The sequence below is a fragment of the Ensifer sp. ENS06 genome (genome assembly GCF_014852205.1).
Lineage (GTDB): Bacteria > Pseudomonadota > Alphaproteobacteria > Rhizobiales > Rhizobiaceae > Ensifer > Ensifer adhaerens.
The window spans coordinates 353,783-376,236 of the sequence record NZ_JACVBC010000002.1 but is presented as its reverse complement, the minus strand read 5'-3'; the positions used below and the strand labels follow the sequence as shown (position 1 = coordinate 376,236).

General features: G+C 63.4%; 23 protein-coding genes. 16 read left to right on the top strand and 7 right to left on the bottom strand.

All coding sequences use genetic code 11. From position 1 onward, the window contains the following. The first annotated feature begins 14 nt into the window (after positions 1-14). From IB279_RS10940 to IB279_RS10925, 4 genes are all read left to right on the top strand, one after another. Positions 15-293, top strand: a complete 279-nt coding sequence (locus IB279_RS10940; RefSeq protein WP_034788099.1) for a hypothetical protein — start codon at positions 15-17, stop codon at positions 291-293. A 314-nt stretch (positions 294-607) separates the two neighbouring features. After that, positions 608-2,164 (top strand): caspase domain-containing protein, encoded by a 1,557-nt coding sequence (locus tag IB279_RS10935; protein ID WP_112770956.1) that lies wholly within the window; start codon positions 608-610, stop codon positions 2,162-2,164. A 156-nt stretch (positions 2,165-2,320) separates the two neighbouring features. Then, on the top strand, positions 2,321-3,082 hold the full coding sequence (locus tag IB279_RS10930; RefSeq protein ID WP_192339199.1) for an MBL fold metallo-hydrolase: 762 nt from the start codon (positions 2,321-2,323) through the stop codon (positions 3,080-3,082). Positions 3,083-3,254: 172 nt separating this feature from the next. Then, positions 3,255-5,012, top strand: a complete 1,758-nt coding sequence (locus tag IB279_RS10925; RefSeq protein WP_112770955.1) for an adenylate/guanylate cyclase domain-containing protein — start codon at positions 3,255-3,257, stop codon at positions 5,010-5,012. A gap of 41 nt (positions 5,013-5,053) precedes the next feature. Here the strand turns inward: IB279_RS10925 and IB279_RS10920 are convergent, their stop codons facing one another. Then, positions 5,054-6,463 carry an adenylate/guanylate cyclase domain-containing protein gene (locus IB279_RS10920; RefSeq protein WP_034788105.1) on the bottom strand — a complete coding sequence of 470 codons (1,410 nt, stop codon included), beginning with the start codon at positions 6,461-6,463 and terminating at the stop codon, positions 5,054-5,056. Between the two features lie 120 nt (positions 6,464-6,583). Further along, positions 6,584-7,000: a nuclear transport factor 2 family protein gene (locus IB279_RS10915; RefSeq protein ID WP_034788108.1), complete on the bottom strand. Its 417-nt coding sequence runs from the start codon at positions 6,998-7,000 to the stop codon at positions 6,584-6,586. Between the two features lie 179 nt (positions 7,001-7,179). Between IB279_RS10915 and IB279_RS10910 the strand changes: the two genes are divergently transcribed. From IB279_RS10910 to IB279_RS10885, 6 genes are all read left to right on the top strand, one after another. Further along, the gene (locus tag IB279_RS10910; protein ID WP_112770953.1) at positions 7,180-7,590 is read left to right on the top strand and encodes a GFA family protein; all 411 of its coding nucleotides are present in this window, start codon (positions 7,180-7,182) and stop codon (positions 7,588-7,590) included. Positions 7,591-7,719: 129 nt separating this feature from the next. After that, the gene (locus IB279_RS10905; RefSeq protein ID WP_112770952.1) at positions 7,720-8,793 is read left to right on the top strand and encodes a cyclic nucleotide-gated ion channel; all 1,074 of its coding nucleotides are present in this window, start codon (positions 7,720-7,722) and stop codon (positions 8,791-8,793) included. A 185-nt stretch (positions 8,794-8,978) separates the two neighbouring features. Beyond that, a complete protein-coding gene (locus tag IB279_RS10900; protein WP_034788121.1) occupies positions 8,979-9,812 on the top strand; it encodes a response regulator in 834 nt (277 codons plus the stop codon). Positions 9,813-10,104: 292 nt separating this feature from the next. Then, on the top strand, positions 10,105-11,397 hold the full coding sequence (locus tag IB279_RS10895) for a diguanylate cyclase (RefSeq protein WP_309142275.1): 1,293 nt from the start codon (positions 10,105-10,107) through the stop codon (positions 11,395-11,397). 123 nt (positions 11,398-11,520) lie between these two features. Next, positions 11,521-11,997, top strand: a complete 477-nt coding sequence (locus IB279_RS10890; RefSeq protein WP_034788525.1) for a VOC family protein — start codon at positions 11,521-11,523, stop codon at positions 11,995-11,997. 234 nt (positions 11,998-12,231) lie between these two features. Continuing rightward, positions 12,232-12,645 carry a DUF805 domain-containing protein gene (locus tag IB279_RS10885; RefSeq protein WP_192339197.1) on the top strand — a complete coding sequence of 138 codons (414 nt, stop codon included), beginning with the start codon at positions 12,232-12,234 and terminating at the stop codon, positions 12,643-12,645. Between the two features lie 275 nt (positions 12,646-12,920). Here the strand turns inward: IB279_RS10885 and IB279_RS10880 are convergent, their stop codons facing one another. From IB279_RS10880 to IB279_RS10865, 4 genes are all read right to left on the bottom strand, one after another. After that, the gene (locus IB279_RS10880) at positions 12,921-13,520 is read right to left on the bottom strand and encodes a YdeI family protein (protein WP_112770950.1); all 600 of its coding nucleotides are present in this window, start codon (positions 13,518-13,520) and stop codon (positions 12,921-12,923) included. A 148-nt stretch (positions 13,521-13,668) separates the two neighbouring features. After that, positions 13,669-14,673: a GlxA family transcriptional regulator gene (locus tag IB279_RS10875; RefSeq protein WP_034788530.1), complete on the bottom strand. Its 1,005-nt coding sequence runs from the start codon at positions 14,671-14,673 to the stop codon at positions 13,669-13,671. A gap of 793 nt (positions 14,674-15,466) precedes the next feature. Next, positions 15,467-15,670, bottom strand: a complete 204-nt coding sequence (locus IB279_RS10870) for a DUF1127 domain-containing protein (protein WP_112770949.1) — start codon at positions 15,668-15,670, stop codon at positions 15,467-15,469. A gap of 99 nt (positions 15,671-15,769) precedes the next feature. Beyond that, positions 15,770-16,048: a hypothetical protein gene (locus tag IB279_RS10865; protein ID WP_051659126.1), complete on the bottom strand. Its 279-nt coding sequence runs from the start codon at positions 16,046-16,048 to the stop codon at positions 15,770-15,772. A 112-nt stretch (positions 16,049-16,160) separates the two neighbouring features. On the opposite strand from IB279_RS10865, the gene IB279_RS10860 reads away from it, so the two are divergent. Both IB279_RS10860 and IB279_RS10855 read left to right on the top strand, forming a co-directional pair. After that, positions 16,161-17,051, top strand: a complete 891-nt coding sequence (locus IB279_RS10860; RefSeq protein WP_034788138.1) for a LysR substrate-binding domain-containing protein — start codon at positions 16,161-16,163, stop codon at positions 17,049-17,051. Positions 17,052-17,134: 83 nt separating this feature from the next. Further along, positions 17,135-17,779 carry a VIT1/CCC1 transporter family protein gene (locus tag IB279_RS10855; protein ID WP_060520584.1) on the top strand — a complete coding sequence of 215 codons (645 nt, stop codon included), beginning with the start codon at positions 17,135-17,137 and terminating at the stop codon, positions 17,777-17,779. A gap of 28 nt (positions 17,780-17,807) precedes the next feature. Here the strand turns inward: IB279_RS10855 and IB279_RS10850 are convergent, their stop codons facing one another. Further along, positions 17,808-18,464 carry a GntR family transcriptional regulator gene (locus IB279_RS10850; protein WP_112770948.1) on the bottom strand — a complete coding sequence of 219 codons (657 nt, stop codon included), beginning with the start codon at positions 18,462-18,464 and terminating at the stop codon, positions 17,808-17,810. 293 nt (positions 18,465-18,757) lie between these two features. Between IB279_RS10850 and IB279_RS10845 the strand changes: the two genes are divergently transcribed. The 4 genes from IB279_RS10845 to IB279_RS10830 are packed head-to-tail and all read left to right on the top strand — an operon-like array spanning position 18,758 to position 22,436. Continuing rightward, positions 18,758-20,182 carry a M20 family metallopeptidase gene (locus IB279_RS10845; protein WP_112770947.1) on the top strand — a complete coding sequence of 475 codons (1,425 nt, stop codon included), beginning with the start codon at positions 18,758-18,760 and terminating at the stop codon, positions 20,180-20,182. Positions 20,183-20,215: 33 nt separating this feature from the next. Further along, positions 20,216-20,935, top strand: a complete 720-nt coding sequence (locus tag IB279_RS10840; protein ID WP_112770946.1) for an ABC transporter permease — start codon at positions 20,216-20,218, stop codon at positions 20,933-20,935. Then, complete coding sequence (locus IB279_RS10835) at positions 20,935-21,657, top strand: ABC transporter permease (RefSeq protein ID WP_060520588.1); 723 nt, start codon at positions 20,935-20,937, stop codon at positions 21,655-21,657. Before IB279_RS10840 ends, IB279_RS10835 begins: the two co-directional genes overlap by 1 nt. A gap of 2 nt (positions 21,658-21,659) precedes the next feature. Then, a complete protein-coding gene (locus IB279_RS10830; protein WP_034788153.1) occupies positions 21,660-22,436 on the top strand; it encodes an ABC transporter ATP-binding protein in 777 nt (258 codons plus the stop codon). The last annotated feature ends 18 nt before the right edge of the window (positions 22,437-22,454 follow it).

Sequence of the window (22,454 nt, the reverse complement as noted above, 5' to 3'; positions counted from 1 at the left end):
GGCGTCGATGGGCGATGAAGAAATTTGTGATTGCTTTGCTTTCCGGTTTGCTGATGGCCGGCGCGCCGATGGCCGGTGCTGCCAGTGCCGCGACTGTCACGAACAAGGACAGCGAGACCGCCGTTCTGATCGTCGTCGAGGGTGAAAGCCGTGTGGAAGTGGCGATCGCATCCGGAGCGACCGAAATGATTTGCCCGAGCGGCTGTTTCGTCACCGCGCCGAGCGGTGACCGCATCGGCCTGCAGGGCGACGAGAACGTCGAGATCGTCAACGGCAACGTCGTCGTCAAGTAACCTTTCATTCCGCGACAGCGGCGCGGCAGGCGCGCCGCTGTCGGGCGGCACTCCATTCGCTCGATAGGTCGGCAGGTGCCGTCGCTGATGGCGCCGGCAACCCCTCTAGTAACGGTCGCGGTGCTTTCTTCGCTCGAAGCCTAATCCCAAGGGATGGGCGCGGGCGCCGAAGCTCTCATTCGTTCGGGCGGGCAAGCCCGCGTCGGGCCTGCCGGACACTCTCCTTGCATTGACAGGCTGCATTGCCGGTAGCACGCTTGGGCGTTGGGGTGACGCGCGTGGTCGCGATCATCCGCGCATTGCCGGGGGGAGCCATGCCATTCCTTCGCATCGCCTTGTCCGTTCTGCTGGTGCTTTTCGCATCGGAGGCGCTGGCCGAAAAGCGTGTGGCGCTGGTCATCGGCAATTCCGCCTATCAGCATGTGGCCACCTTGCCCAATCCCGGCAATGACGCGCGCGACATGGCGGCAAAGCTCGAAGGGCTGGGCTTCGAGGTGGTGACGGGCGCCGATCTCGACCTCTCGGGCGTGCGCCGTGCGGTGCGGGACTTCGTCGGCCGGCTCGACGGCGCCGACCTCGCGTTGTTCTTCTATGCCGGCCACGGCCTGCAGGTGAACGGCGAAAACTATCTCGCCCCCGTCGATGCCACGCTCGCTTCCTCTGTCGATCTCGAATTCGAGGCGGTGCCGATGAACCTGATCCTGTCGGCGATGGAGCGCAGTACACGGGTCAATATCATCCTGCTCGACGCCTGCCGCGACAATCCGCTAGCGGTCAATCTCGCCCGCTCGATGGGCACGCGCTCCGCCTCGGTCGGCCGCGGCCTTGCCAAGGTCGGCACCGGCATCGGCACGCTGATCGCTTTCTCCACCCAGCCCGGCAATGTTGCCCTCGACGGATCGGGGCGCAATTCGCCGTTCACATCGGCGCTCTTGAAACATCTCGGCCAGCCGGGGCGCGACATTACCCGCGAACTGATCGACGTGCGCCGCGACGTGCTGGCGGCAACCGGCGGCAAGCAGGTGCCCTGGGACAATTCCTCGCTGACCGGCGAAGTGGTGCTGAAGCCCGTCGTTGACGGCAAGCCGGCGCCGGCCGAGGCGCCCGCGACGGGTGAGGCCGCCGAGCTTGCCTATTGGGAAACGATCAAGGATGCGACCGACCGCGACCTCTTCGACGCCTATCTGCAGCAATATCCCGACGGTGCGTTCGCATCGCTCGCCAAGGCAAAGATCAAGATCATCGAGCGGGCTTCAGTGCCTACATCCGAAGGCGTGCCCGGCGGATCGGGTGGCCAGGCCGTGGCGGCCATCGATCCGGCGCTGGCCGCGCCCAATGCCGACGACACGACATTGGCCCGTTCCGTACAGGTTGAGCTCAACCGGCTGGGCTGTCGCGCCGGCAGCGAGGATGGCGTCTGGGGTGCCGGCAGCCGCAAGGCGCTCGAAGCCTTCGGCAAGTTCGCAAAGGTCGACCTTGCGACGCTCGAACCCTCCAGCGACGTGCTCGGTCGCCTGAAGTCGGAGAAGGTGCGGATCTGCCCGCTTGCTTGCGGCCGTAACGAAGAGGCGAAGGATGGGCGCTGCGTCACGATCCGGCGCGAGGCGAAGCTGCCGCAACCAGGCGAGACGCAAGGCACGATCAAGGCACCGCAGAAAAACACCGGCACCCGCGCGATCAGCCCACCGGCCGAACTGCAGAAAAAGAGCTTTGCCAATTGCCCCGCAAATGCCGATGTCGCGTTCCGGCAGATGTTTGCCCGCGGCTCGGGCCGGGGCCGCATGACGATTTCCGCCACCCATTCCTGCGGCCGGGCCTTTGCCTGTCATCGCACCGCAAGGGGCCAGCCGTGGGATTGCGGCTGGCGGTAACGCGGACAGCGCATGCTGGCGCCATCGAACGGGGTTGGCGTGAAGGACGGCGGCGTTTCTCAACCCTCGCGCGTCATTTCAGGGCTTGATTTCGCTGCCGCATGCGCAAGGATCGCCGCGATGGTCAAGGCCGGTTTCGGCAAGGGAGGACACCCCATGAAGCTCCAGCTTATCCGCAATGCGACACTCAAGCTCGACTATGCCGGTCACACGGTGCTGATCGATCCCTTTCTAGGGCCGAAGGACAGCCTGCCGTCCTTTGCGGGGCGGGCGCCCAATCCGCTGGTCGGGCTGCCGTTCGACACCGATACCATTCTTGCCGGGGTCGAACTCGTCATTATCTCGCATCTGCACGAGGACCACTTCGACGACACCGCCAAGCACCGCTTGCCGAAGGGGCTGCCGATCTTCTGCCAGCCGGGCGACGAGGAGGCGATCCGTGGCGCTGGTTTTCGCGACGTCACGCCCCTTCTCGGCAAGGCGCAGTGGCAGGGCCTGAAGCTCACCCGACGTGACGGCAGCCACGGCCTTGGTCCTGTCGTTCAGGACATGGGGCCGGTCATGGGTTTCAGCCTTGAGGCCAAGGGCGAGCCGACGGTTTACTGGGCCGGCGACACGGTGCTCTATCCGGCCATCGAAAAGACCATCCACGATACGAAGCCGGATGTGATCGTCACCCATTCCTGCGGCGCACGCTGGGACGGCGCCCTGATCGTGATGGATGCGGCGCAGACGATCGCGGTCTGCGAGGCATCCAAGAAGAGCATCGTGGTTGCAACGCACATGGAGGCGCTCGACCATGCGACGGTCGGCCGAGGTGATCTCCGCGCCGCTGCCAGCGCCCACGGCATCGCTTTGCCCAGGTTGCTCATTCCGGATGATGGCGACGTGTTGACCCTGATACCGCCCGTGGTCTAGGCGGCCGACAGGTCGAAGTAGGCAAGCTGTTGTGCGGCACGGTTGCCGGGGGCGCCTTCTTGACCGGCTGCGGTGTTGATCCGCTCTCGCTTGCCACAGGTATCTGTGAATATTCGAAAATTCGCGCATATTAAACACAACGAAATCCTCCGCCGCAGGAGCGGTCACCGTTGTGGATCGAAAGCTCGCAGCCATCCTTGCGGCCGATGTCGCCGGCTTCAGTCGCCTCGCAGCGCTCGACGAAGAGAACACGCTTCGCGCGCTCGACCTTTGCCGGGGGCGGATTGCCGAATTGGTGGATGACCATGGCGGCCGCATCTTCGGCAGTGCCGGCGATGGTCTCGTCGCCGAGTTTCCAAGCGCTGTTCAGGCCGTCCGCTGCGCGGTGGAAATCCAGCGCGGTCTTCTCGATGCGCAGGAACTGCCCCCCGAACGCCGCCTGCAGTTTCGCATTGGTGTCAATCTCGGCGACATCGTCGTGTCGGGAGACGATCTGCTTGGCGACGGAGTCAATATCGCTGCGCGCCTGCAGGAGATCGCCGTCCCGTCGGGCATCTGTATTTCCGGGGCGGTGCGCGAACATCTCGACGGCAAGGTGCCCTTCGCGCTGACCAGCCTCGGCGAGCGGACCTTGAAGAACATCCCCCGGCCCATTCTGGTTTTCCGGGTCGACTGGCAAGACGAGATCGCTGTCGGAGGTGGCGTCCTCGACGGGGCGCCGCTGGCCGGTCGCAGCAAGGACCAGCCGTCGCTCGTCGTCATGCCCTTCGACAATCTGAGCGGTCCAGGCGACGAGTACTTCGTCGACGGTGTCGTGGAGGAGATCACTGCGGCGCTCTCGCGCGTCCGGGATTTCTTCGTCATCGCGCGCCAGTCCGCCTTCACCTACAAGGGGCGCTTCGTCGACGTGCGTGACGTCGGCAGGGAGCTCGGTGTCACCTATGTGGTTGAAGGCACCGTGCGCCGCGGTGGCGACCGGCTGCGCATTTCCGTGCAACTGGTCGACGCCGAGACGCGGACCCAATCCTGGTCGGATCGCTACGAGGGCGCAATCGAGGATATTTTCGAGTTCCAGGATCGGATCGCCGCGCAGGTGGCAGGCGCCATTCACCCCGCCATCCGCGATGCCGAGATCGAGCTTGCCAAGCGCAAGCCGCCGGCCAGTCTGCGCGCCTATGATTTCGTCATGCGCGCCTTCCCCAATCTCTGGGGGCGCCGCAGGGATAGCAACAACCAGGCGATCGAACTGCTTCGGCAGGCGATCCTGGTCGATCCCGGCTACGGCCGCGCGCATGCGCTTCTGGCGTGGTGCCATGCCTCGAGCGCCTCCTACCTATGGACCGACCGGCCGGAGCAGGAACTGGATCAGGCGCGTTCAGCGATCGAAGGTGCAGGCTCGATCAGCGACGATCCGACCGCTTTGACTGCGGCTGGCGCGGCAATGAGCATCTGCGGCGATCAGGATCGCGCCGCCACCTTTATCGAAAAGGCGCTGGCGCTTGATCCGAACAATGCCTGGGCATGGGCTCGGCTCGGCTGGATCGCGATCTTCACGGACGATCCCGCACGCGCAACGGAGCGGTTCCGGCGTGGGATGACGCTGAGCCCGAGAGACCCGCTCGCATTCAACATGAAACTGGGGATGGCTTTTTCCATGGCCATGCAAGGGGCTCTCTCCGAAGCCATCGCGATCGCCCAGGACGTCGTCAACAACTATCCTGACGTGACCTGGTCCTATCGCCACCTCGCGGCCTGGTCCGCGATGACCGGGGACATGGAGACCGCCCGATGGGCGGCGCAGAAGCTGCTGGCAGCAGAGCCGGGGTTCACGATCGAGCGGTATCGGGCACTGCCCTGGTTTCAGAGGATACCGCAGTGGCAGCATCAGATGGCCGAGGCGCTACGGCAAGCCGGCTTGCCCGAACGCTGATCGCCGCTCGAGGGATATGGGCGTTCCGTTCCCGGCCAGTCTCACGGGATCGAGAAAATGCTGATCTCGTTGGTGATGCCTCTGAGCGCGACATTGTGCGATTGCGGGTTGAGGCCGCGATCGCTGAGCAGGCTCGAGGCGCGCGGATCGTCGAGCACCGAACCGGTCGCAAAGATTTCGCGCGAGCTGGCGAGGTGCTGGACCCGAGAGGCGATGTTGACCGTCTGGCCGAAATAGTCCTGCCGCTCGTTGAGGCTGACGGCGATGCACGGTCCCTCGTGGATGCCGATTTTCAGCAGCAGGTCTTCCGAGCCGCGGTCCTCGTTCAGCTGTCGCATGGCGTCGCGCATGCGCATGGCGGCCGCAACCGCCCGGTCCGGCGTCGGGAAGGTGGCCATGACGGCGTCGCCGATCGTCTTGACCACCGCGCCGGCTTCCGCCGCAACGATCTCGTTGACGACGCTGAAATGGGTCTTCACCAGATCGAAGGCGGCGAGGTCGCCGACCCGCTCGTAAAGCTCGGTCGAGCCGCGCAGGTCGGAGAAGAGAAAGGTGAGGCTGGTGATCTTCAGCCGCTGGTCCACGTCGATCGTGTCGGTGCGGTAGATGTCGCGGAAGGTCTGGTTGGAGAGCAGCCGCTTGGCGGTCAGGAACGGCCGGCGGCGGCCGAGGATATCGTGCAGCGCGTCGTTGGCGATGCAGACCGAGGGCAGGGTGCGGACATCCGTGTGGTTTTCCACCTGGATGCGCAAGGGACCGGGTTGCATGGTCAGCGCTTCGTCGTGGCGATGGCCGCGGTCGAAGACGAGCGACAGCGTGCGCCGCTCCTTGGTCGGCTCGCCCTTGACGTCGATGAACTGCGCAGCATGGGTCACCGGCTCGAAGATGATGATGAATTCCGCCGGCATCTGCAGCGAGATCACCGCCTTTTCGCCGGGCGGCAATTCCAGTGCCTCGATCATGAAATCGTCGACCTGGGCCTCGTAACCCTCCTCGGGCAACTCAATGCCGGAGCCCCAGTAGATCTGCCGGAAATATTCGAGCGGCGTCAGTTCATGCGGGCTGTGGGCCTCGATGTGGCGTATGCGCGGGTTCACGGTGAAGGTCACCTCCACCATCTCGTCCAGTGTCGGCTCATAGCCGGCGGCGCAGAGCGAGCAGGTATAGGTGTCGCTCTGCACGGTTTTCAGCGAGGTGTTGGCATCGAGCACGCCGCCGCAGCCGGGGCAAAGCACATTCCAGGAAAGCTCGAAAAGGCCGAGGCGGGAAGCATGTAGGAAGGCGGCGATCGCCTTCTCCTCGTCGAGCCCGTGCTCGGCGGCAAAGGCGAGTGCGTTGATGCGGCCGAGTTTGCGGTCCGGCGCTTCCCGGACAAATCGCTCCAATACGCCGGCGATTTCAGGCTGCACGGTCTGGCGCAGCATATCGAACAGAGGCTGGGCTTCACTCATGCCGGCATCCTACACCGAAAACGGGCGCCGGGGCAGACGGTTTATCGGTGAGGATTGGTCGAGGGGAAAGCGGCCGACCGCCTTCCCGTCATTCGCTACGCTCTACCTCGCCAGCACTCCTCAGGCTACCTTGCGGTCGCGACCGAAGGGATCGCCAAGCACGGACTCCGTGTGCAGACAGGCCTGCCAACCGCTGTTCTCGCGTATCCAGGTGGTGGCGTCGGCGGCTTTCAGTGTCAAAGGCTGCCCGTCCACATCCATCTCTTCCGTCACCGTATAGGCGATGACGGCGACGTCCTCGCGCGGAAAGACCACGCTGACGTCGTCGAGGCGGAACGATTTGAGCTTCCAGGAACGCTCGGCCTGTTCTGCCATTCTGCGATAGTCGTCCGGCGTAAGCACGGCCGCGCCTTGCGCGCCGACGACGATCGAGCGTTCGGGCAGCATGGCCACGGATGCCTCGGTGTCCTTCTCCAGAATGGTTCGCCAGAATTCCTGTTCGAGGTCGATAATCTCCTGTTCGTCGGCATGTGCCATGGTTCGTACCTCCGTTTGGCATACCGGCAGAAGGCGTCAAACCGCGAAAGGTTCCGCCAAGACAGTCGGGTTCAGGCGATCTCAGAGCGCATCTTGATGCCGGCAACAAGGGTGGAACCGAACAACCGACCACGTCGTTTCCCTGGTCTGGCATCACGGTTGGGACAGGGGGTAGGAACATGACGACGCTATCGGGAAAATGCCTTTGCGGTCGGGTCGCGCTCTCGGTGCACGGCGAACCGATCCGGGTCGGCATCTGCCATTGCATGGACTGCCGCAAGGAGAGCGGATCCGCCTTCACCTTCTATGGCATCTGGCCCGCGGAACAGTTTGAATATTCCGGCGAAGTTTCGGATTTCCAGGGCCGGCGCTTCTGTTCGCATTGCGGCTCGCGTGTCTTTTCGGTCGACGCGCGCGAGGCGGAGGTCAAGCTCGGCATCCTGTCCCAGGCGCCGACGCCGCTGAAGCCGAGCTACGAACTCTGGGTCAAGCGCCGGGAGCCTTGGCTGCGGCCAGTGGAGGGTGCCGCGCAGTACCAGGAAGATCGCGAACGCACCGGCGACGAGGAGCCGTCCGACACCCGCTACTAGGCCTCTTTCGCGACAAATTCGAATCCCCTTAAATGAGCATCGATTCATGCAGTGAATTGTGCTTTAGATCAAAGCGTTGCCGCCCCGTCCGGCCGAGGCGTCGTCGGCGAGCGGACGCTGGGGGAGTGAATGTCGGCACGGCCTTCCTTACGAATTTCCACGCCACTCAACGGATTGCTGGCAGCGCTCGGCCTTGCCGCCGTCGCGGCGCTGACGACGCGCAATATCGGCGCGACGGCGCGGTTGTCGCTGGAGGTGGTGCTTGGCGGCCTCTGGCTTTTCTATGTGCTGCAGCTGGCCGATACGCTCGCCGCCTGGCCCACGGCGGATCGTCGCGCGCTGATGCCGCATCTTGTTATCGATATGGTGGCCGTCGTCGTTCCGCTGGCCGCCTTCCTGTTCGCCGATCCGCGCGACCAGAGCGTTTATTGCGGAGTCTGGCTCTTGAAGCCCTTGCGCCATTCCACCTTCTTCCGGCTGCTCGGCCGGGTGGTGGCGCGCGCCGCGCCCAATCTCGTCGGCGTCACCTCGCTCTTCGGCATCGTGCTCTTCGGCGCATCGCTGGTCGCCTATCTGATCGAGCGCGACATCCAGCCGGACAAGTTTGGCAGCATTCCGCAGGCCATGTGGTGGGCGGTGGTGACGCTGTCGACCACCGGCTATGGCGACGAGATCCCGCAGACACTGGCCGGCCGGGTGCTTGCCGGTCTGGTGATGATGAGCGGTATCGGCATCTTTGCGCTCTGGGCGGGCATTCTCGCCACCGGGTTTTTCGAAGAAGTGCGCCGCCAGGATTTCGTGCGCAACTGGCAGCTGGTCGCGGCGGTGCCGCTGTTCGAAAAGCTCGGCTCGGCCGCCTTCGTCGAGATCGTCAGGGCATTGCGGCCGCGGGCGGTGCCGGCTGGTAGCATCATCTGCCGCAAGGGCGAGCCGGGCGACCAGATGTACTTCATCGTCGAGGGGCGCGTGACGATTGCAACGCCGTCACCGACGCCGGTCGAGCTCGGCCCCGGCAGTTTCTTCGGCGAGATGGCGCTGATATCGGGTGAGCCGCGCTCTGCGACCGTCACGGCTGCCACAGAAGTCTCTTTGCTGTCGCTCTATTCGGAGGATTTCCAGATGCTGTCGAGCAGCAATCCGGAGATCGCCGAGGTCATCCGCCGGACCGCCGAGACGCGGCGTGGCCGAGCCCCGGAGGCATGAGAAAAGCCGGCTTCACGGCGGCCGGATGTCTCAAGCCGGCCCGCCGGTCTCGTTAATTCGCCGGCCGCTTATTAACACCGAAGAAAGCCTTTCTCCTCTAGCATGGCGCCTGCAAGTTACAGCGACTAGGCGGGCATGAAGAACGCGCGGAGCTGTAGGGGGACACTCTTTCACATAGGCGTTCAATGTCATTTTTTGGCGTTTCCGGAATGTATTATTCCGGCGAATCCCTTGCCGAGCACCGCATCGTGCTTGCCGAGGACTCCAACCTCTTTTCCTCGATGGTCTCGAAGCGGCTGAAAGAGCTGTTCGACATCGATGTCATCGTCTGCCGCGACTATGACGATCTGCAGTTCGCCGTCGAAAACGCGACATTCCCGGCCTCGCTCGCCATCTCCAACATCAACCTGCCGGGGGCGGAAAACGGCGAGGCGCTCAACTACCTGATCGAGATGAGCGTGCCGACCGTCGTCTTCACCGGCTCGTTCCAGGAATCGACGCGCGAGAAGATCCTGGCCAAGGAGATCGTCGACTACGTCATCAAGGACAGCGTCTTTGCCGTCGACATGCTGGCAGAATCCGTCTGCCGGTTCCTCACCAACCACAAGCACCATGTGCTGATCGTCGACGACAGTCCGACCGCACGCGCGCTGCTGACGACGCAGCTCAAGCGCTACAACTTCCGCACCAGCTCGGCCGAAAACGGCGCGATGGCGCTGGAGCTCCTCAAGAACAATCCGGATATCGGCCTCGTCATCACCGACTACAACATGCCCGATATCGACGGCTTCGAGCTGACGCGGCGCATTCGCAGTTCCTACGGGCCGCACCAGCTGCGCATCATCGGTGTTTCGTCGTCGACCAACCGGCTTCTGTCGGCGCGCTTCCTCAAGGCCGGCGGCAACGACTTCGTCGTTCGTCCCTTCGTCAACGAGGAATTCTACTGCCGCGTCAACCAGAACCTGGATACGCTGACCAAGATCCGCACACTCAGTGAAAAAGTTAGGGTTCCTGCTTAACCATCAAAGCAGGATGGGTAAAAACCCCTAAGAATTATTGGGTGGGTGCACCAAAAACGCCGCGCACAGGTTGCCGTATTAACGAAATTGCAATCCGAACGGTCTTCAATCCGCCGCAGCAGGAGCGGGGAACCCGGTCACACGGATCACGCCGGCCGAAAGGCCAGGCGCGGCAAGTGGCCGGGTTGAAGATTTCGGGAGCCAGCGTCACCCCTTGAGGGAAGCACGCCTGTGGCTCGAGAGGGGTTGCAGGGACGTGAGATTGCGCCGCGCGCCAGGCCGGGTGAATTCTGTGCAGAAGCACAGTGACAAGCGCATGCTGCTTGTCGAAGATTCCCGGATGTTTGCGACGGCGCTGAAGTACGGGCTTGAGTCCGTCCACGGCATTCGCGTTACCCATTGCAACTCGCTGGTGGCGCTGAAGGAAGCGCTGGAGCAGGCGCCGGAGAGCTTCTCGCTCGCCGTTCTCGATCTCAACCTGCCGGATGCGCCCAATTGCGAGGCGCTCGAATTCATCCTCGACAACCAGGTGCCGGCCGTCGTCTTCACCGCGGCCTTCAACGACCATACGCGCGAGGAAATCCTCAGGCGGGGCGCACTCGATTGTGTCATCAAGCACCAGCCGGAATCGATCAATCTCTTGATTGGCGCCGTTGATCGGGCGCTGACCAACGGCAAGACGACGGTGTTGCTTGCTGATTCCGATGCCGCCTCGCGCAGCGAACTGGCCGGCATCTTGAGGCGCAAGCGGATTTCCGTCTGCGAGGTCGCATCTGCCGCCGATGCGCTGCAGGTACTTGATAGCGGCGAGGCCGTCGATCTCGTCGTCACCGACCTTGATCTCTCCGACATGTCCGGCGCAGCGCTGCTTGCCGAGGTGGAACGGCGGCGGGGCGACGGCGCGGTGCCGGTCATCGGTCTCTCTGACAGCGGCGACCGGCGTGCCGGTGCCCGCTTCCTCGAAGCGGGCGGTACGGATTTCATTCAGAAGCCCTTCCTCGAAGCGGAGTTCAATGGGCGCATTGCGCAGGCGGCCGGTGTGCAGAAGCGGCTGCAGACGCTGCAGCGGCAGGCGGCCAGCGACTACCTCACCGACCTCTACAACCGCCGTCACTTCTTCGTGGCGGGGCCGCGGCTGGTCGAGCAGTGCCTCAGGCGCGGCGAGCCGACGGCGATCGCCGTGCTTGATATCGATCATTTCAAGCGCCTCAACGACACCTATGGCCACGAGATCGGCGACATCGTGCTGAAGCATGTGGCCAAGCGCCTCTCCGTGCTCGTTGGCGAGGACCATCTGCTCGCCCGCCTCGGCGGCGAGGAGTTCGGCATCCTCTTCAACGGCTGCGACGTGCGGCGCGCCTTCGCCTTTTGCGACGCGCTGCGCCTGGAACTCGCAAAATCCCGCATCGTCGCCGACGACGAGGAGCTGACGATTACCGTCTCGATCGGGCTTGCCACGATCGAGACCTCGGAGGCCTTCGAGAACTACCTGCATGCCGCCGACCAGTTTCTCTACATGGCCAAGCATGCCGGCCGGAACCGGGTGATTTCCGAGTTGGCGCTGCTCGACGCGCTGGCCTCGTAAACTGCCGGGCCAGACCGGCAGGCCCACCCTCGGAAATAATGATCCGTCACCTGTCGGCTTGGAACGAAGTCGATCGTCCTTCGGTTACCGCACATGATCAGACGGCACGAGGAGGACCAAATCATGACCAATGTCGTTTCAAATCTCTGGTTTGCGAAGGAGGCGCGCCAGGCCGTCGACTTCTATGTTTCGCTCGTTCCCAATTCGGCAATCATCCGCGTCACCACCTTGCCGGCGGAAAGCCCGAGCGGACCGCCCGGCAGCGTGACGACCATCGAGTTCACGCTCGGCAACCAGGAATTCCTGGCGCTCGAAGCCGGACCCCTCGATCCGTTCAACCATTCCTTCTCGATCATGATCCAGTGCGATACCCAGGAGGAGATCGACCGGATTTGGAACGCGATCAGCGAAAACGGTGGACAGATTGAACAATGCGGTTGGATCCGCGACCGCTGGGGGTTGTGCTGGCAGATCGTGCCAAGGGTGCTCGGCGACATGGTCGCCCATTCCGACCGTGCGCGCGCCAAGCGCGTCACGGAGGCGATGCTCGGTATGATCAAGCTCGATATCGCCGAACTGGAGCGGGCGTTTCACGGCTAGAAGCCGGCTGTCTCGTGGGTGCAGGACCCGCAAGTTATGGAAGCGGCAGGCGGGCCATGCCCCGCCTCCAGCGACGCTCGAGATGCCAGGCACAAGGCCGCCTGCCTGCGCAACCATGGGGCGCTTTTTGTCGCGAAGACATCTACCCGTTTATGAGGGAACCTTTTATAGGATGACAAGGCTGGCCGGCGCGGGGGCACTTGGAAACGCACTGGCTGTTGGGGGGGAGACGACGTGAATTTACAGATGTTTACGAGTGTTCATGGCCGTATCGGACGTCAGGCCTGGTGGTTGGCGCAGATCGTTATCTGCATTGCGGCGATAGCCGCGATGTTCGCCGGCGGGTCGTTGTTGGCGCTTTCGGGCGTCGACAATTATGCCGCGGGCTTCAGCCTTATGCATATGCTTGTCATCCTCATCATCGCCGCGAGTTTCTATTTCGGCTTCACGGTCAACACCAAGCGCTGGCACGACCATGGCCGTTCCGGGTGGTGGAACCTTGCGCTGTTCGTCCCGGTCGTCGGACCGCTCTTGGGCCTCGTCATGTTGGGCTTCCTCGCGAGCGAGGAGGGTGACAACCGCTTTGGTCCGCCGGTCCTACGCTTCGTCGGAGGTGGTGCCGCGCGCTTCGGCCGCGCCGGTCAGTGACGCCGGGCTGTAAGTCAAAGGGCTACGGCGACGTTTGTGTGCGTCCGACAGAACGCGTGTCGCCTTCGGCGTTCATTTTTCGCCCCTGCACGTGCCAAGCGCGTGACGGTGGCGATGCCGGGCATGATCAAGCCGGATATTGCCAAGATTGAGCGTGCGAACAGCTTTGGGCCCCCGGCCGTCGGGCGTCGAGCCTTGCCGGTGCCGGATCGGTCTCGGGCTATGCCGGTCCGCCAGGGCGACGGCCGACCTTTCGGTCGTGCCCCGCAATAGCTTTACTTGCTCTTCTGCGGATAGATCGTTTCGCCGCGCTTCAGCATCTCGACGAAGGTCTCGATCTTCTTCTTGCGCCCGGCTTCGGTCTTCATGTTGTGGGTGCGGAAGGCGAGCGCGAAGCGGTTCTGTGCGCTGAGCTTGCCAAGCATTTCGCGGGCTTCGGGCTCAGCGTCGATCGCCGCCTGCAGGTCGTCGGGGATCTGCATGTCCTTGCCGCTGGCATAGGCGCGGTCCCAGCGGCCGTCGGCCTTGGCGGCATCGACCTGTTTGAGCCCGTGCTCAGTCATCTGGCCCTCGGCAATCAGGCGCGAGACATTGTCGACATTGATCTGGCTCCAGATGCTCTTCTTGCCGCGCGGCGAATAGCGCTGGAGGAAACTCCTGTCGTCGTGCCCCTTGCGCACGCCGTCGATCCAACCCCAGCAGAGCACGGCGTCGATCGCCTCCTTGGGCGTGACCGAGGCGAGGCCGGAGCTGACCTTGTGGGTCTTGATCCACACTTCGGTTTCGCTCTGGTGGTGAGCGGCGAGCCAGTCGTAGAAGCTCTGGAAGTCCTTGAATTCGTGAACCTTGGCGGGATCGATCTCCACGGGGGCCATCGTTCGTTGTGCTCCTCGCTCCGCTGAAACGCCGACCATTCAATCCAAAACAGCGGCGCGTGCAAGCGTCATGACGGCACAAGCGGAAAGTGTCACCAACGAAAGGGCGGAGAAGCTCCGCCCTTGTCTGATCCATATGATCTGCCGCTTATCGCGCCATCTGCAGCGTCAGCTTGCGGTCGGCGCGCTCCTGCTGCGGCGAGCGGTTGTAGAGTTCGCGATAACACTTGGAGAAGTGCGAGGCGGAGACGAAGCCGCAGGCTACGGCCACTTCGACCACCGGCATCGACGACTGGATCAAGAGGTGCCTTGCGCGGTCGAGGCGGATTTCGAGATAGTAGCGCGCAGGCGAGCGGCCCATTTCCTGGCGGAAGAGGCGCTCGATCTGGCGGCGGGAGAGATCGGCGCCCTCGGCGATTTCGAGCAGCGAAAGCGGCTCGGCGAGGTTTGCCTCCATCAGTTCGATGATGGACAGCACCTTGGCGTTCTGCACGCCGAGACGGGCGCGCAGCGGCAGGCGCTGGCGGTCATGGGGCCCGCGCACGCGATCGGTCAGCGCCTGTTCGCAGACGCGGTTGACGAGGCTCTCGCCGAAATCCTGGTCGATCAGGTTCAGCATCATGTCGAGCGAGGCGGTGCCGCCGGCGCAGGTGTAGATGTTGCTGTCGATTTCGTAGAGGTCGGCATAGACGTCGACCTGCGGGAAGCTTTCGGAAAAGCCCGGCAGGTTTTCCCAGTGGATGGCGCAGCGCTTGCCGGTCAGAAGACCGGCCGACGCCAGCACATGGGCGCCGGTACAGAGGCTGCCGACGGCGACGCCGCGATTGTAGACCTCGCGCAGCCAGGCATTGACCGACTTGTTGTTGAAGTCCTCGACATAGATGCCGGAACAGACCAGCACCATCGAGGGGCGGTTTTCGCCGCCGAGAAACTTGCGCTCGTCTGCAAGCGACGAGTTGACCTCGAGCGCGATACCGCTCGACGACAGGACCTTTTCGCCGTCGGACGAAGCGAGGCGCCAGGAATAGGCCTCGTAGCCGAGCATGCGGTTGGCGATGCGGAGCGTTTCGATCGCCGCCGAAAAGGGCAGCATGGAAAAGTTCGGCACCAGGAAGAAGACGAGAGAACGCTTTTTGGTCAGTGGCTTGTTCATGAGGCTTCCCATGCTTGGCGATGCGGTATATTCGTCGCTTGGAAGATACTCTTCGGCTTGTCTGTTTGCGACATTCGCATGGATAGCAGCGACCGCAAAGAGATTTCGCATTGCGACATCGCGCGGTGAAAGGCGGCTCGGCCCCGCTTTCAGGCTTTTGTAAGGAAAGCGACAGTTTTTACAGCGCTGTTGACGCTATCGGACAAGAACTGCCAGAGATACGCAACATTCGCAAAGCGCTCTCCAGGGTTGTGTTTGCCGATTGCGACGCTTCACACGGCTGGTGCGGGTGTCGGTAAAAGACAAGTGAACCTCGTGGGATCGATCGCTAGCCTGATTAACGGCACTGCGAGTAGAGGTGCGAGCCAAATCGGCCGATGATCACACACCATTGGCGGCGCGTGCTTTCGACATTACATGCGATGCGGCGGTCTCTTTGGAAGGGTACTTTGCGTGGGGCAGAATCAGCCAACAGTTCTGAGGCGCGCCGTTTCGCTGCTGAAGGCCCTGTGGACTGTTTCGGTCATCGTCGCGACAACCGCCATCGGTGCCCACGCCGGATGGTTGGGCCACGGCATCGTGGGGTCGTTGGCGCTCGGGTTCGTGGGGCTTGTCGCCGGCTGTTTCCTCTGTCGGCCGTCGCTTCTCGCAGAGTTGCTGACTAGGCCGCATTGCGTTTCGGATTGCGCGGCGACACGTTCGAACGCAAAGGAAAAGGGCACCGCCTTGTCGGCGATGCCCTTCGATTCATCCGGTTCGTGACGCCCTCAGAAGGGACAGATCACGCCGTCATTCATTGTTCGGTCTTATGCACCGCATCGTCCACCGACGGGAAGCCGATGTCCTTCAGCGTGTCATAGGACAGGTTCTCGAGGGCCCGTTCCTGGCGATAACGCTTCCATACTGCCCAGGCACGAACCTGCAGATTGAAGAGACCCGGAAGGGACGAGTGGGAGGATGACCGTTCCGAGGCCGATGAAAACTGAGTGTTGGACATTTCATGGCTCCTTCTGAGTGTCTCAGCCGGTCGCGACCATGATGGTATTTATGGCCTAACCTGACTTATCATTCCAACGAATATGTTTGATGCCTTTCATCAAACATGGTGATTGATTAGCGGGTCCGCAAACATCACGTCGTCACGGACTCTCTGTGGCAGTTTGGCGAGTTCGCGCCGGGCTTCCACCCGATTCCGCGCGATCTGTTTTTCGCGTCGTTGCCTTGCAACACCGTCGAGGACGGCGATCATTTGATTGAGGGCGTTGAGGACCATGTCGTTGCTCCTGCTATGCTCTTTTTTTACCACTGCCTGCGGCAGGCGGCTGTTACGGAGGGAACTCTTCGAAGCGGCGATAACAAGGGCTGCGGTGGACATGCGTTTCTCCTTCCTGCGTCGTCCTTGAGCTTGACTATCGGCCATTGCTGATGTTCAATCAAACGAAATGAAGTGAAGCTATCTTTCAGTTTTTTTGAATGAGGTTGACGCCATGAACATGCTGATGCGCCATGCGCTTCCGCTTCTCGAAATGGACGTGCTGAAGACTTTCATCGCGATTGCCGAGACCGGCAACTTCACCACCGCCGCCGAAACCGTCTACCGCACGCCGTCGGCTGTCTCGATGCAGATCAAGAAGCTCGAGGAGATGCTCGGCTGTACGCTGTTCCTGCGTGACGCGCGCTCGGTCACCTTGACGCCGAAGGGCGAGTTGCTGCTCGGCTTTGCCCGCCGCCTGCTGTCGCTCAACAACGAAACGGTTTCCCGCTTTCTCTTGCCGGATATGAACGGCGTCGTGCGCGTCGGCGCGCCTGAGGACGTTGGCGAGCGCATCCTGCCTGAGGTGCTGAAGCGTTTCGCCGAATCCTATCCGAACGTCACGGTCGATGTGTCGATCGGCATGAGCAACGCCATGCGCAAGAAGGTGGACGAGCACCGGCTCGATATCGCCATCTTCAACAGCCTGACCGAGGGAACGCCCCGCAATGGCGAAATTCTGATGCAGGAAAAGCTGGTCTGGGCCGGCGCAAAGTGCGGCAGCGCGCATCTGAAGGATCCGCTGCCGGTGTCGATGTGGGAGGACGGCTGCGTCTGGCGGGCGGATGCGGTAGAAAAACTCGCGCGCGCCGGCCGCAAGTTCCGCATTGCGTTCCTCAGCGCCTATACCACCGGGCAGCGCGCCGCCGTGCTTGCCGGTCTCGCGATCGCGCCGCTGCCGCGTTACCTCGTCCAGGGGGAAATGGTGCAACTCGGCGAGCGCGACGGCCTGCCGGATCTCGGCCACTACAATATCGGCCTGCAGGTGATCAGCGATGCGCCGGCGCCTGTACTGGCGGTCGCCGACCATGTGCGCGACGCCTTCGCCGATCTGCAGGTCCAGTAAAGGGAGATATCGCGGTTGCGCTCTTCCCGGTCGCTGCCCGCCGCCTTCCTGTCGTCCTGGCCACTTTCGTCGGGTGCCCGGCCATGAGTGAACGGTCGCGCGTCCTCGATCCGATCGACCGCCTGTCGGAGATCATCTTCGGCCTCTTGATGGCGCTGTCCTTCACGGGAACCATGAGCACGGTCACGGCCGGCGAGGGCGGCGTCAATGCCGTGCTCGTCGCCGCCCTCGGCTGCAACATCGCCTGGGGCATCGTCGACGGCGTCATGTATGTGCTGACGACGGTGGTGGAGCGCGTGCGACGGCGCGGTTTTCTCGACAGGCTCAGGTCTGAGCGGCTCGATCGCGCCCGCGAACTGTTTCTCGAAAGCCTGCCGGACGATGTGCGCCGCGTCTCTTCGCCCAAGGAAACGGAAGCGCTGCTTGTCCGGGTGAGGGCCCTTTCCGCCGATCCCAGGCACAGGGTGGTGACCGCACACGACCTTAAGGCAGCCGTCGCGATCTTCCTGCTGGTCGTCGCCTCGACGTTGCCGCCAAGCATTCCCTTCCTGCTGACGGACAATGTCGCGCTCGCCATGCGCGCCTCCAACGCCATTGCGCTCGTCATGCTCTTCGTCATCGGCGCGCGCCTCGGCCGCTACATGGGCCGAAGCCCCTGGCCGATGGCCTTTGCGATGGCTGCGATCGGCGCGGTTCTGGTGGCGGTGACGATCCTCTTTGGCGGATAACTTTCGCCCTTGAGCGACGAGGGTTCGCTCACACCTTGATCGGTGCCTGGCGGATGTGGATTTCGATCAGCCGTTTCAGTTCGGGCAGATCCCGGGCTTCCAGCGCGTCGACCATCAGGTGGTGCTCGCGGGCCGATTGCTCGATGCGGGCGCGGGTGCGCCATTGCGATACCGGGGCCGATACGGTGCGCTGGCGGATTTCGGCAACGACGTCGACGAGTTCGGAATTGCCCGAGAGCATGAGAAGCGCGCGGTGGAAGGCGAGGTTGGCGTCATAGTGCTCCATGATGGAGCCGCGAAACGACATCTCGTCGAACTGCCGGGCGAGTTGCCGCAGTTCGGCGATGGTGGCGGGCGTTGCATTGGCAACCATGCGGTCGGCGACGCCGGTTTCGAGAATCACGCGGATATCGCTGATTTCCTGCGTGCGCTGGTCGTCGAGTTCATAGACCTGGTAGCCGCGGTTGGGATTGTGCTGCACCAGCCTGCGCTGCGACAGCCGGTCGAGCGCCCGGCGCACCTCCGGCCGCGTGCAGTCGTAGCGGCGCTCCAGGTCGATCTGCTTCAGCCAGGCGCCGGCCGGCAGGGTCCCGGTCAGGATGTCGTGCAGCAGGAGGTCGGTAACGTCCTTCTTGTCCTCGGGCTTTTCCTCGGGCGCCAGCATTTCCGTCAGATCGTTGCTCATTCCTGCCTTACACTCTCTTTCCGCCTGTCACCGGCCTCTGACGCACGTTGCTGGTGCATGTCCCAGGTCCCCGGCGCGTGCCTCGCGTCGCCCGCCGCAGCGGAATTGGCTCCATTTTTGGAGAAACTATGATGCCGTCCTGAACAATTCAATGCGGGAGAGCGGCGTTGCCTGCCTGCCTCTCGCCGTTGTGCACATCGCTCGAAATGTTTCAGGACCCTCTTGTGTATCCAAAAATGTTATCATAAATTGGCGCCAATTCTGGTCACTATTGTTGCGGAAGTCAAGAAACGATGAAAAATGCCGATGCCGTCTGGGACCTCCTCGAAGCCAAGCGCGAACGGTTCTTCGTGCTCAGCGACCGGGTCTGGGATACGCCGGAAACCAACTACGAGGAGTTTTCCTCGTCGGCCGAACACGCCGCGCTGCTGGAGGCCGAAGGTTTCCGTGTGTCGCGCGGCATCGCCGGCATGCCGACGGCGGTCATGGGCGAGGCGGGCGAGGGCGGACCGGTCATCGCCATTCTCGGCGAGTTCGATGCGCTGCCGGGCCTCAGCCAGGAGGCCGGCATTGCCGAGGAGCGGCCTCTGGTCGACGGCGGCAATGGCCATGGCTGCGGCCACAATCTGCTCGGCGCCGGCGCGATGATGGCGGCGACCGCCGTCAAGGATTACCTCGCGGCCAGCGGCATCAAGGGGCGGGTGCGCTATTACGGGTGCCCGGCGGAAGAGGGCGGCTCGTCCAAGGGCTTCATGGTGCGCGCTGGTGTGTTCGACGATGTCGATATCGCGATTTCCTGGCACCCCGCACCCTTTGCCGGCGTCAACAACCCCATTTCGCTTGCCTGCAACGAGCTCGACTTCCGCTTCAGCGGCCGGGCGTCGCATGCATCGGCTGCCCCCCATCTCGGCCGCAGCGCGCTCGATGCGCTCGAACTGATGAATGTCGGCGTCAACTATCTTCGCGAACACATGCCATCGTCGGCGCGCATCCACTATGCGGTGACGGACACCGGCGGCAACGCGCCGAACGTGGTGCAGGCCCGCGCCAAGGCGCGCTATCTCGTGCGCGCCCGCAGCCTGCCGGAACTGCTCGATCTCGTGGAACGTGTCCGCAGCGTTGCCAAGGGCGCGGCGCTGATGACGGGCACCACGGTCACGGACGAGATCGTCAGCGGCGACGCCAACCTCGTCGGAAACACCCCGCTCGAAGCGCTGATGCACCGCCAGCTTGAGCATCTGGGACCGCCGCAGTTCGACGAGGACGATCGGCGGACGGCGGCAAAGTTCCAGGAGACCTTTACCGGCGAGGATATCGCCTCTGCCTTCGAGCGTTTCGGGCTCAAGCTGCGACGGGGCGTTTCGCTCTGCGACACGATCTTTCCGCCGGAAAACGGCGCCGGCACGCTTGTCGGCTCCACCGATGTCGGAACGGTGAGCTGGGTGGTGCCGACCGTGCAGATGCGCGGCGCGACCTACGCGATCGGCACGCCCGGCCATTCCTGGCAGCTGGTGGCGCAAGGCAAGCTGCCGGCTGCCCACAAGGGCATGGAGCACGCGGCCAAGGTGATGGCGAGCACGGCGGTGGAGCTCATCCTCGATCCCGCGCTCATTGCCGCCGCCAAGGCCGACCATGCCTTGCGGCTCGAGGGCACGCCCTTCGTCAATCCCATTCCTGACAATGTCGACCCGCCGATCCCCGGGGTGAGCCATGGTTAAGTCATCGATCGGCAAGCGAAGGGAGGCGCTGCGATGACTGAGCCCGGTTTCCTCGACATCATCAGCTTCGGGCCGGACGGCTGGGGGGCGGCGCTTGCCGCCGGCACCTGGATGACGATCCTGATCGCGATTGCCGGTTTTGCGATCGGCGGCCTCATCGGCACCTTCGGCGCCTGGGCGAAGATCTCCGGCGGCCCGGTCGTCCGTGGCTGCGCCGAGGCCTACACGACGGTCCTTCGCGGCATTCCCGACCTCCTGGTCATCTATCTCTTCTATTTCGGCGGCAGCGCCGTCGTGACGGCCGTCGGCCAATTGTTCGGTGCGGAGGGTTTCGTCAGCTTCCCCGGTTTCATCGCCGGTGCACTTGCGGTCGGCATCACCTCAGGCGCCCAGCAGACCGAGGTCTATCGCGGCGCCTTCCGCGCCGTGCATCCGGGCGAGTTGGAGGCGGCAACCGCCTGCGGCATGGGCCGGCTCCTCAAGTTTCGCCGCATCATTGCACCCTTGACGCTGCGTTATGCGCTGCCCGGTCTCGGCAATGTCTGGCAGGTGGTGTTGAAGGAGTCCGCACTGGTGTCGGTCACGGGTGTCGTCGAACTCTTGCGTCAGGCGCAGATCGGCGCCGGATCGACCAGCCGTCCCTTCGACTTCTTCTTCATCGCAGCCATGATCTATCTCGCGATTTCGACCGTGTCGGGCCTGGTTCTTCAGGTTACCGAGCGCCGGTTCTCGCGCGGCGTCAGGAGGGGCTGATGGATATCAAATTTGCCCTCGAAACCTTCTGGAGCTTGGCGGCGGCGCTGCCGCTGACGCTGGAGCTTGCCGCGACATCGATCGCGCTTGGTTCGGTGCTGGCTCTTGGGCTGGCGCTCTCCCGTCTGTCGGGCATTCTTGCGCTCGATCTCTTTGCCCGCACTTACGTGTTCCTGTTTCGCGGAACGCCGCTGCTCGTGCAGATCTTCCTGATCTATTACGGCCTCAGCCAGTTTCCCGCCGTCCGCCACAGCATCTTCTGGCCGCTTCTGCGCGAACCCTACTGGTGCGCCGTGCTGGCGCTGATGCTGAACACGGCCGCCTATGCGAGCGAAATCATCCGCGGCGGCCTCCTTTCGGTTCCGCACGGCCAGGTCGAGGCAGCGCGGGCCTGCGGCATGGGGCGCGTCATGATCTTTCGCCGCATCGTCATGCCGCAGGCGCTGCGCCAGGCGCTACCCGGTTATGGCAACGAGATGATCTCCATGGTCAAGGCGACCTCGCTCGCCTCGATCATCACGCTGATGGAAATCACCGGCGTCGCCGCCAAGCTGATCTCGGAGAGCTACCGGGTGATCGAGGTCTTCGTCGTCGCCGGTCTCATCTATCTCGCCATCAACTTCGCGCTGACCCGGCTCGTTGCGTTTGCCGAACACCGGTTTAACCCGCAGCTGCGCGCGCCATTGCCGATCTCCGCCGAACTCAAGGGAGAAGCCCATTGAACATGTCCGCCGCCGTCACCGCACCGGTCGCGATCCGCGTGCACGACCTTCACAAGAGTTTCGGCCCGGTCGAGGTGCTGAAAGGCGTGTCGCTCGACGCGCGCGAGGGCGAGGTGATTTCCATCCTCGGATCCTCCGGCTCCGGCAAGTCGACGCTGCTTCGCTGCATCAACATGCTGGAGGTTCCGAATTCGGGCACGATCGAGGTCGCCGGCGAGGCGATCCGGCTGAAGACATCGAACGATGGGCGCAGCCGCCCGGCCGACCAGAAACAGGTGGACCGCATCCGCTCCGAACTCGGCATGGTGTTTCAGAGCTTCAATCTCTGGTCCCACAAGACCGTGCTTGAAAACGTCATCGAGGCGCCGGTGCATGTGCTGAAGCGCCCGCGCGTCGAGGCGATCGAGGAGGCCGAAGCCCTGCTTGCCAAGGTCGGCATCGCCGACAAGCGCAACCATTATCCCTCGCATCTCTCCGGCGGCCAGCAGCAGCGCGCCGCGATCGCCCGTGCGCTTGCCATGCGCCCGAAGGCGATGCTCTTCGACGAACCGACCTCGGCGCTCGACCCGGAACTGGTCGGCGAGGTGCTGCGCGTCATGCGCGGTCTGGCGGAGGAGGGGCGCACCATGCTGGTCGTCACCCACGAGATGGGCTTTGCCCGCGACGTCTCGAGCCGCGTCGTCTTCGTACACAAGGGCACGATCGAGGAGGAGGGGCCGCCGCACGAGGTCTTCACCCATTCCAAGTCCGAACGCTTCCGCCAGTTCATCAAGAGTTGAAGCCTGTCGTGATCGGCG

Bases quoted from the DNA above. Each gene is read 5' to 3' on its own strand.
- IB279_RS10940 (WP_034788099.1), top strand. From the start codon at position 15: ATGAAGAAATTTGTGATTGCTTTGCTTTCCGGTTTGCTGATGGCCGGC.
- IB279_RS10935 (WP_112770956.1), top strand. From the start codon at position 608: ATGCCATTCCTTCGCATCGCCTTGTCCGTTCTGCTGGTGCTTTTCGCA.
- IB279_RS10930 (WP_192339199.1), top strand. From the start codon at position 2,321: ATGAAGCTCCAGCTTATCCGCAATGCGACACTCAAGCTCGACTATGCC.
- IB279_RS10920 (WP_034788105.1), bottom strand. From the start codon at position 6,463: ATGAGTGAAGCCCAGCCTCTGTTCGATATGCTGCGCCAGACCGTGCAG.
- IB279_RS10915 (WP_034788108.1), bottom strand. From the start codon at position 7,000: ATGGCACATGCCGACGAACAGGAGATTATCGACCTCGAACAGGAATTC.
- IB279_RS10910 (WP_112770953.1), top strand. From the start codon at position 7,180: ATGACGACGCTATCGGGAAAATGCCTTTGCGGTCGGGTCGCGCTCTCG.
- IB279_RS10905 (WP_112770952.1), top strand. From the start codon at position 7,720: ATGTCGGCACGGCCTTCCTTACGAATTTCCACGCCACTCAACGGATTG.
- IB279_RS10900 (WP_034788121.1), top strand. From the start codon at position 8,979: ATGTCATTTTTTGGCGTTTCCGGAATGTATTATTCCGGCGAATCCCTT.
- IB279_RS10890 (WP_034788525.1), top strand. From the start codon at position 11,521: ATGACCAATGTCGTTTCAAATCTCTGGTTTGCGAAGGAGGCGCGCCAG.
- IB279_RS10880 (WP_112770950.1), bottom strand. From the start codon at position 13,520: ATGGCCCCCGTGGAGATCGATCCCGCCAAGGTTCACGAATTCAAGGAC.
- IB279_RS10875 (WP_034788530.1), bottom strand. From the start codon at position 14,673: ATGAACAAGCCACTGACCAAAAAGCGTTCTCTCGTCTTCTTCCTGGTG.
- IB279_RS10870 (WP_112770949.1), bottom strand. From the start codon at position 15,670: ATGTCCAACACTCAGTTTTCATCGGCCTCGGAACGGTCATCCTCCCAC.
- IB279_RS10865 (WP_051659126.1), bottom strand. From the start codon at position 16,048: ATGTCCACCGCAGCCCTTGTTATCGCCGCTTCGAAGAGTTCCCTCCGT.
- IB279_RS10860 (WP_034788138.1), top strand. From the start codon at position 16,161: ATGAACATGCTGATGCGCCATGCGCTTCCGCTTCTCGAAATGGACGTG.
- IB279_RS10855 (WP_060520584.1), top strand. From the start codon at position 17,135: ATGAGTGAACGGTCGCGCGTCCTCGATCCGATCGACCGCCTGTCGGAG.
- IB279_RS10850 (WP_112770948.1), bottom strand. From the start codon at position 18,464: ATGAGCAACGATCTGACGGAAATGCTGGCGCCCGAGGAAAAGCCCGAG.
- IB279_RS10845 (WP_112770947.1), top strand. From the start codon at position 18,758: ATGAAAAATGCCGATGCCGTCTGGGACCTCCTCGAAGCCAAGCGCGAA.
- IB279_RS10840 (WP_112770946.1), top strand. From the start codon at position 20,216: ATGACTGAGCCCGGTTTCCTCGACATCATCAGCTTCGGGCCGGACGGC.
- IB279_RS10835 (WP_060520588.1), top strand. From the start codon at position 20,935: ATGGATATCAAATTTGCCCTCGAAACCTTCTGGAGCTTGGCGGCGGCG.
- IB279_RS10830 (WP_034788153.1), top strand. From the start codon at position 21,660: ATGTCCGCCGCCGTCACCGCACCGGTCGCGATCCGCGTGCACGACCTT.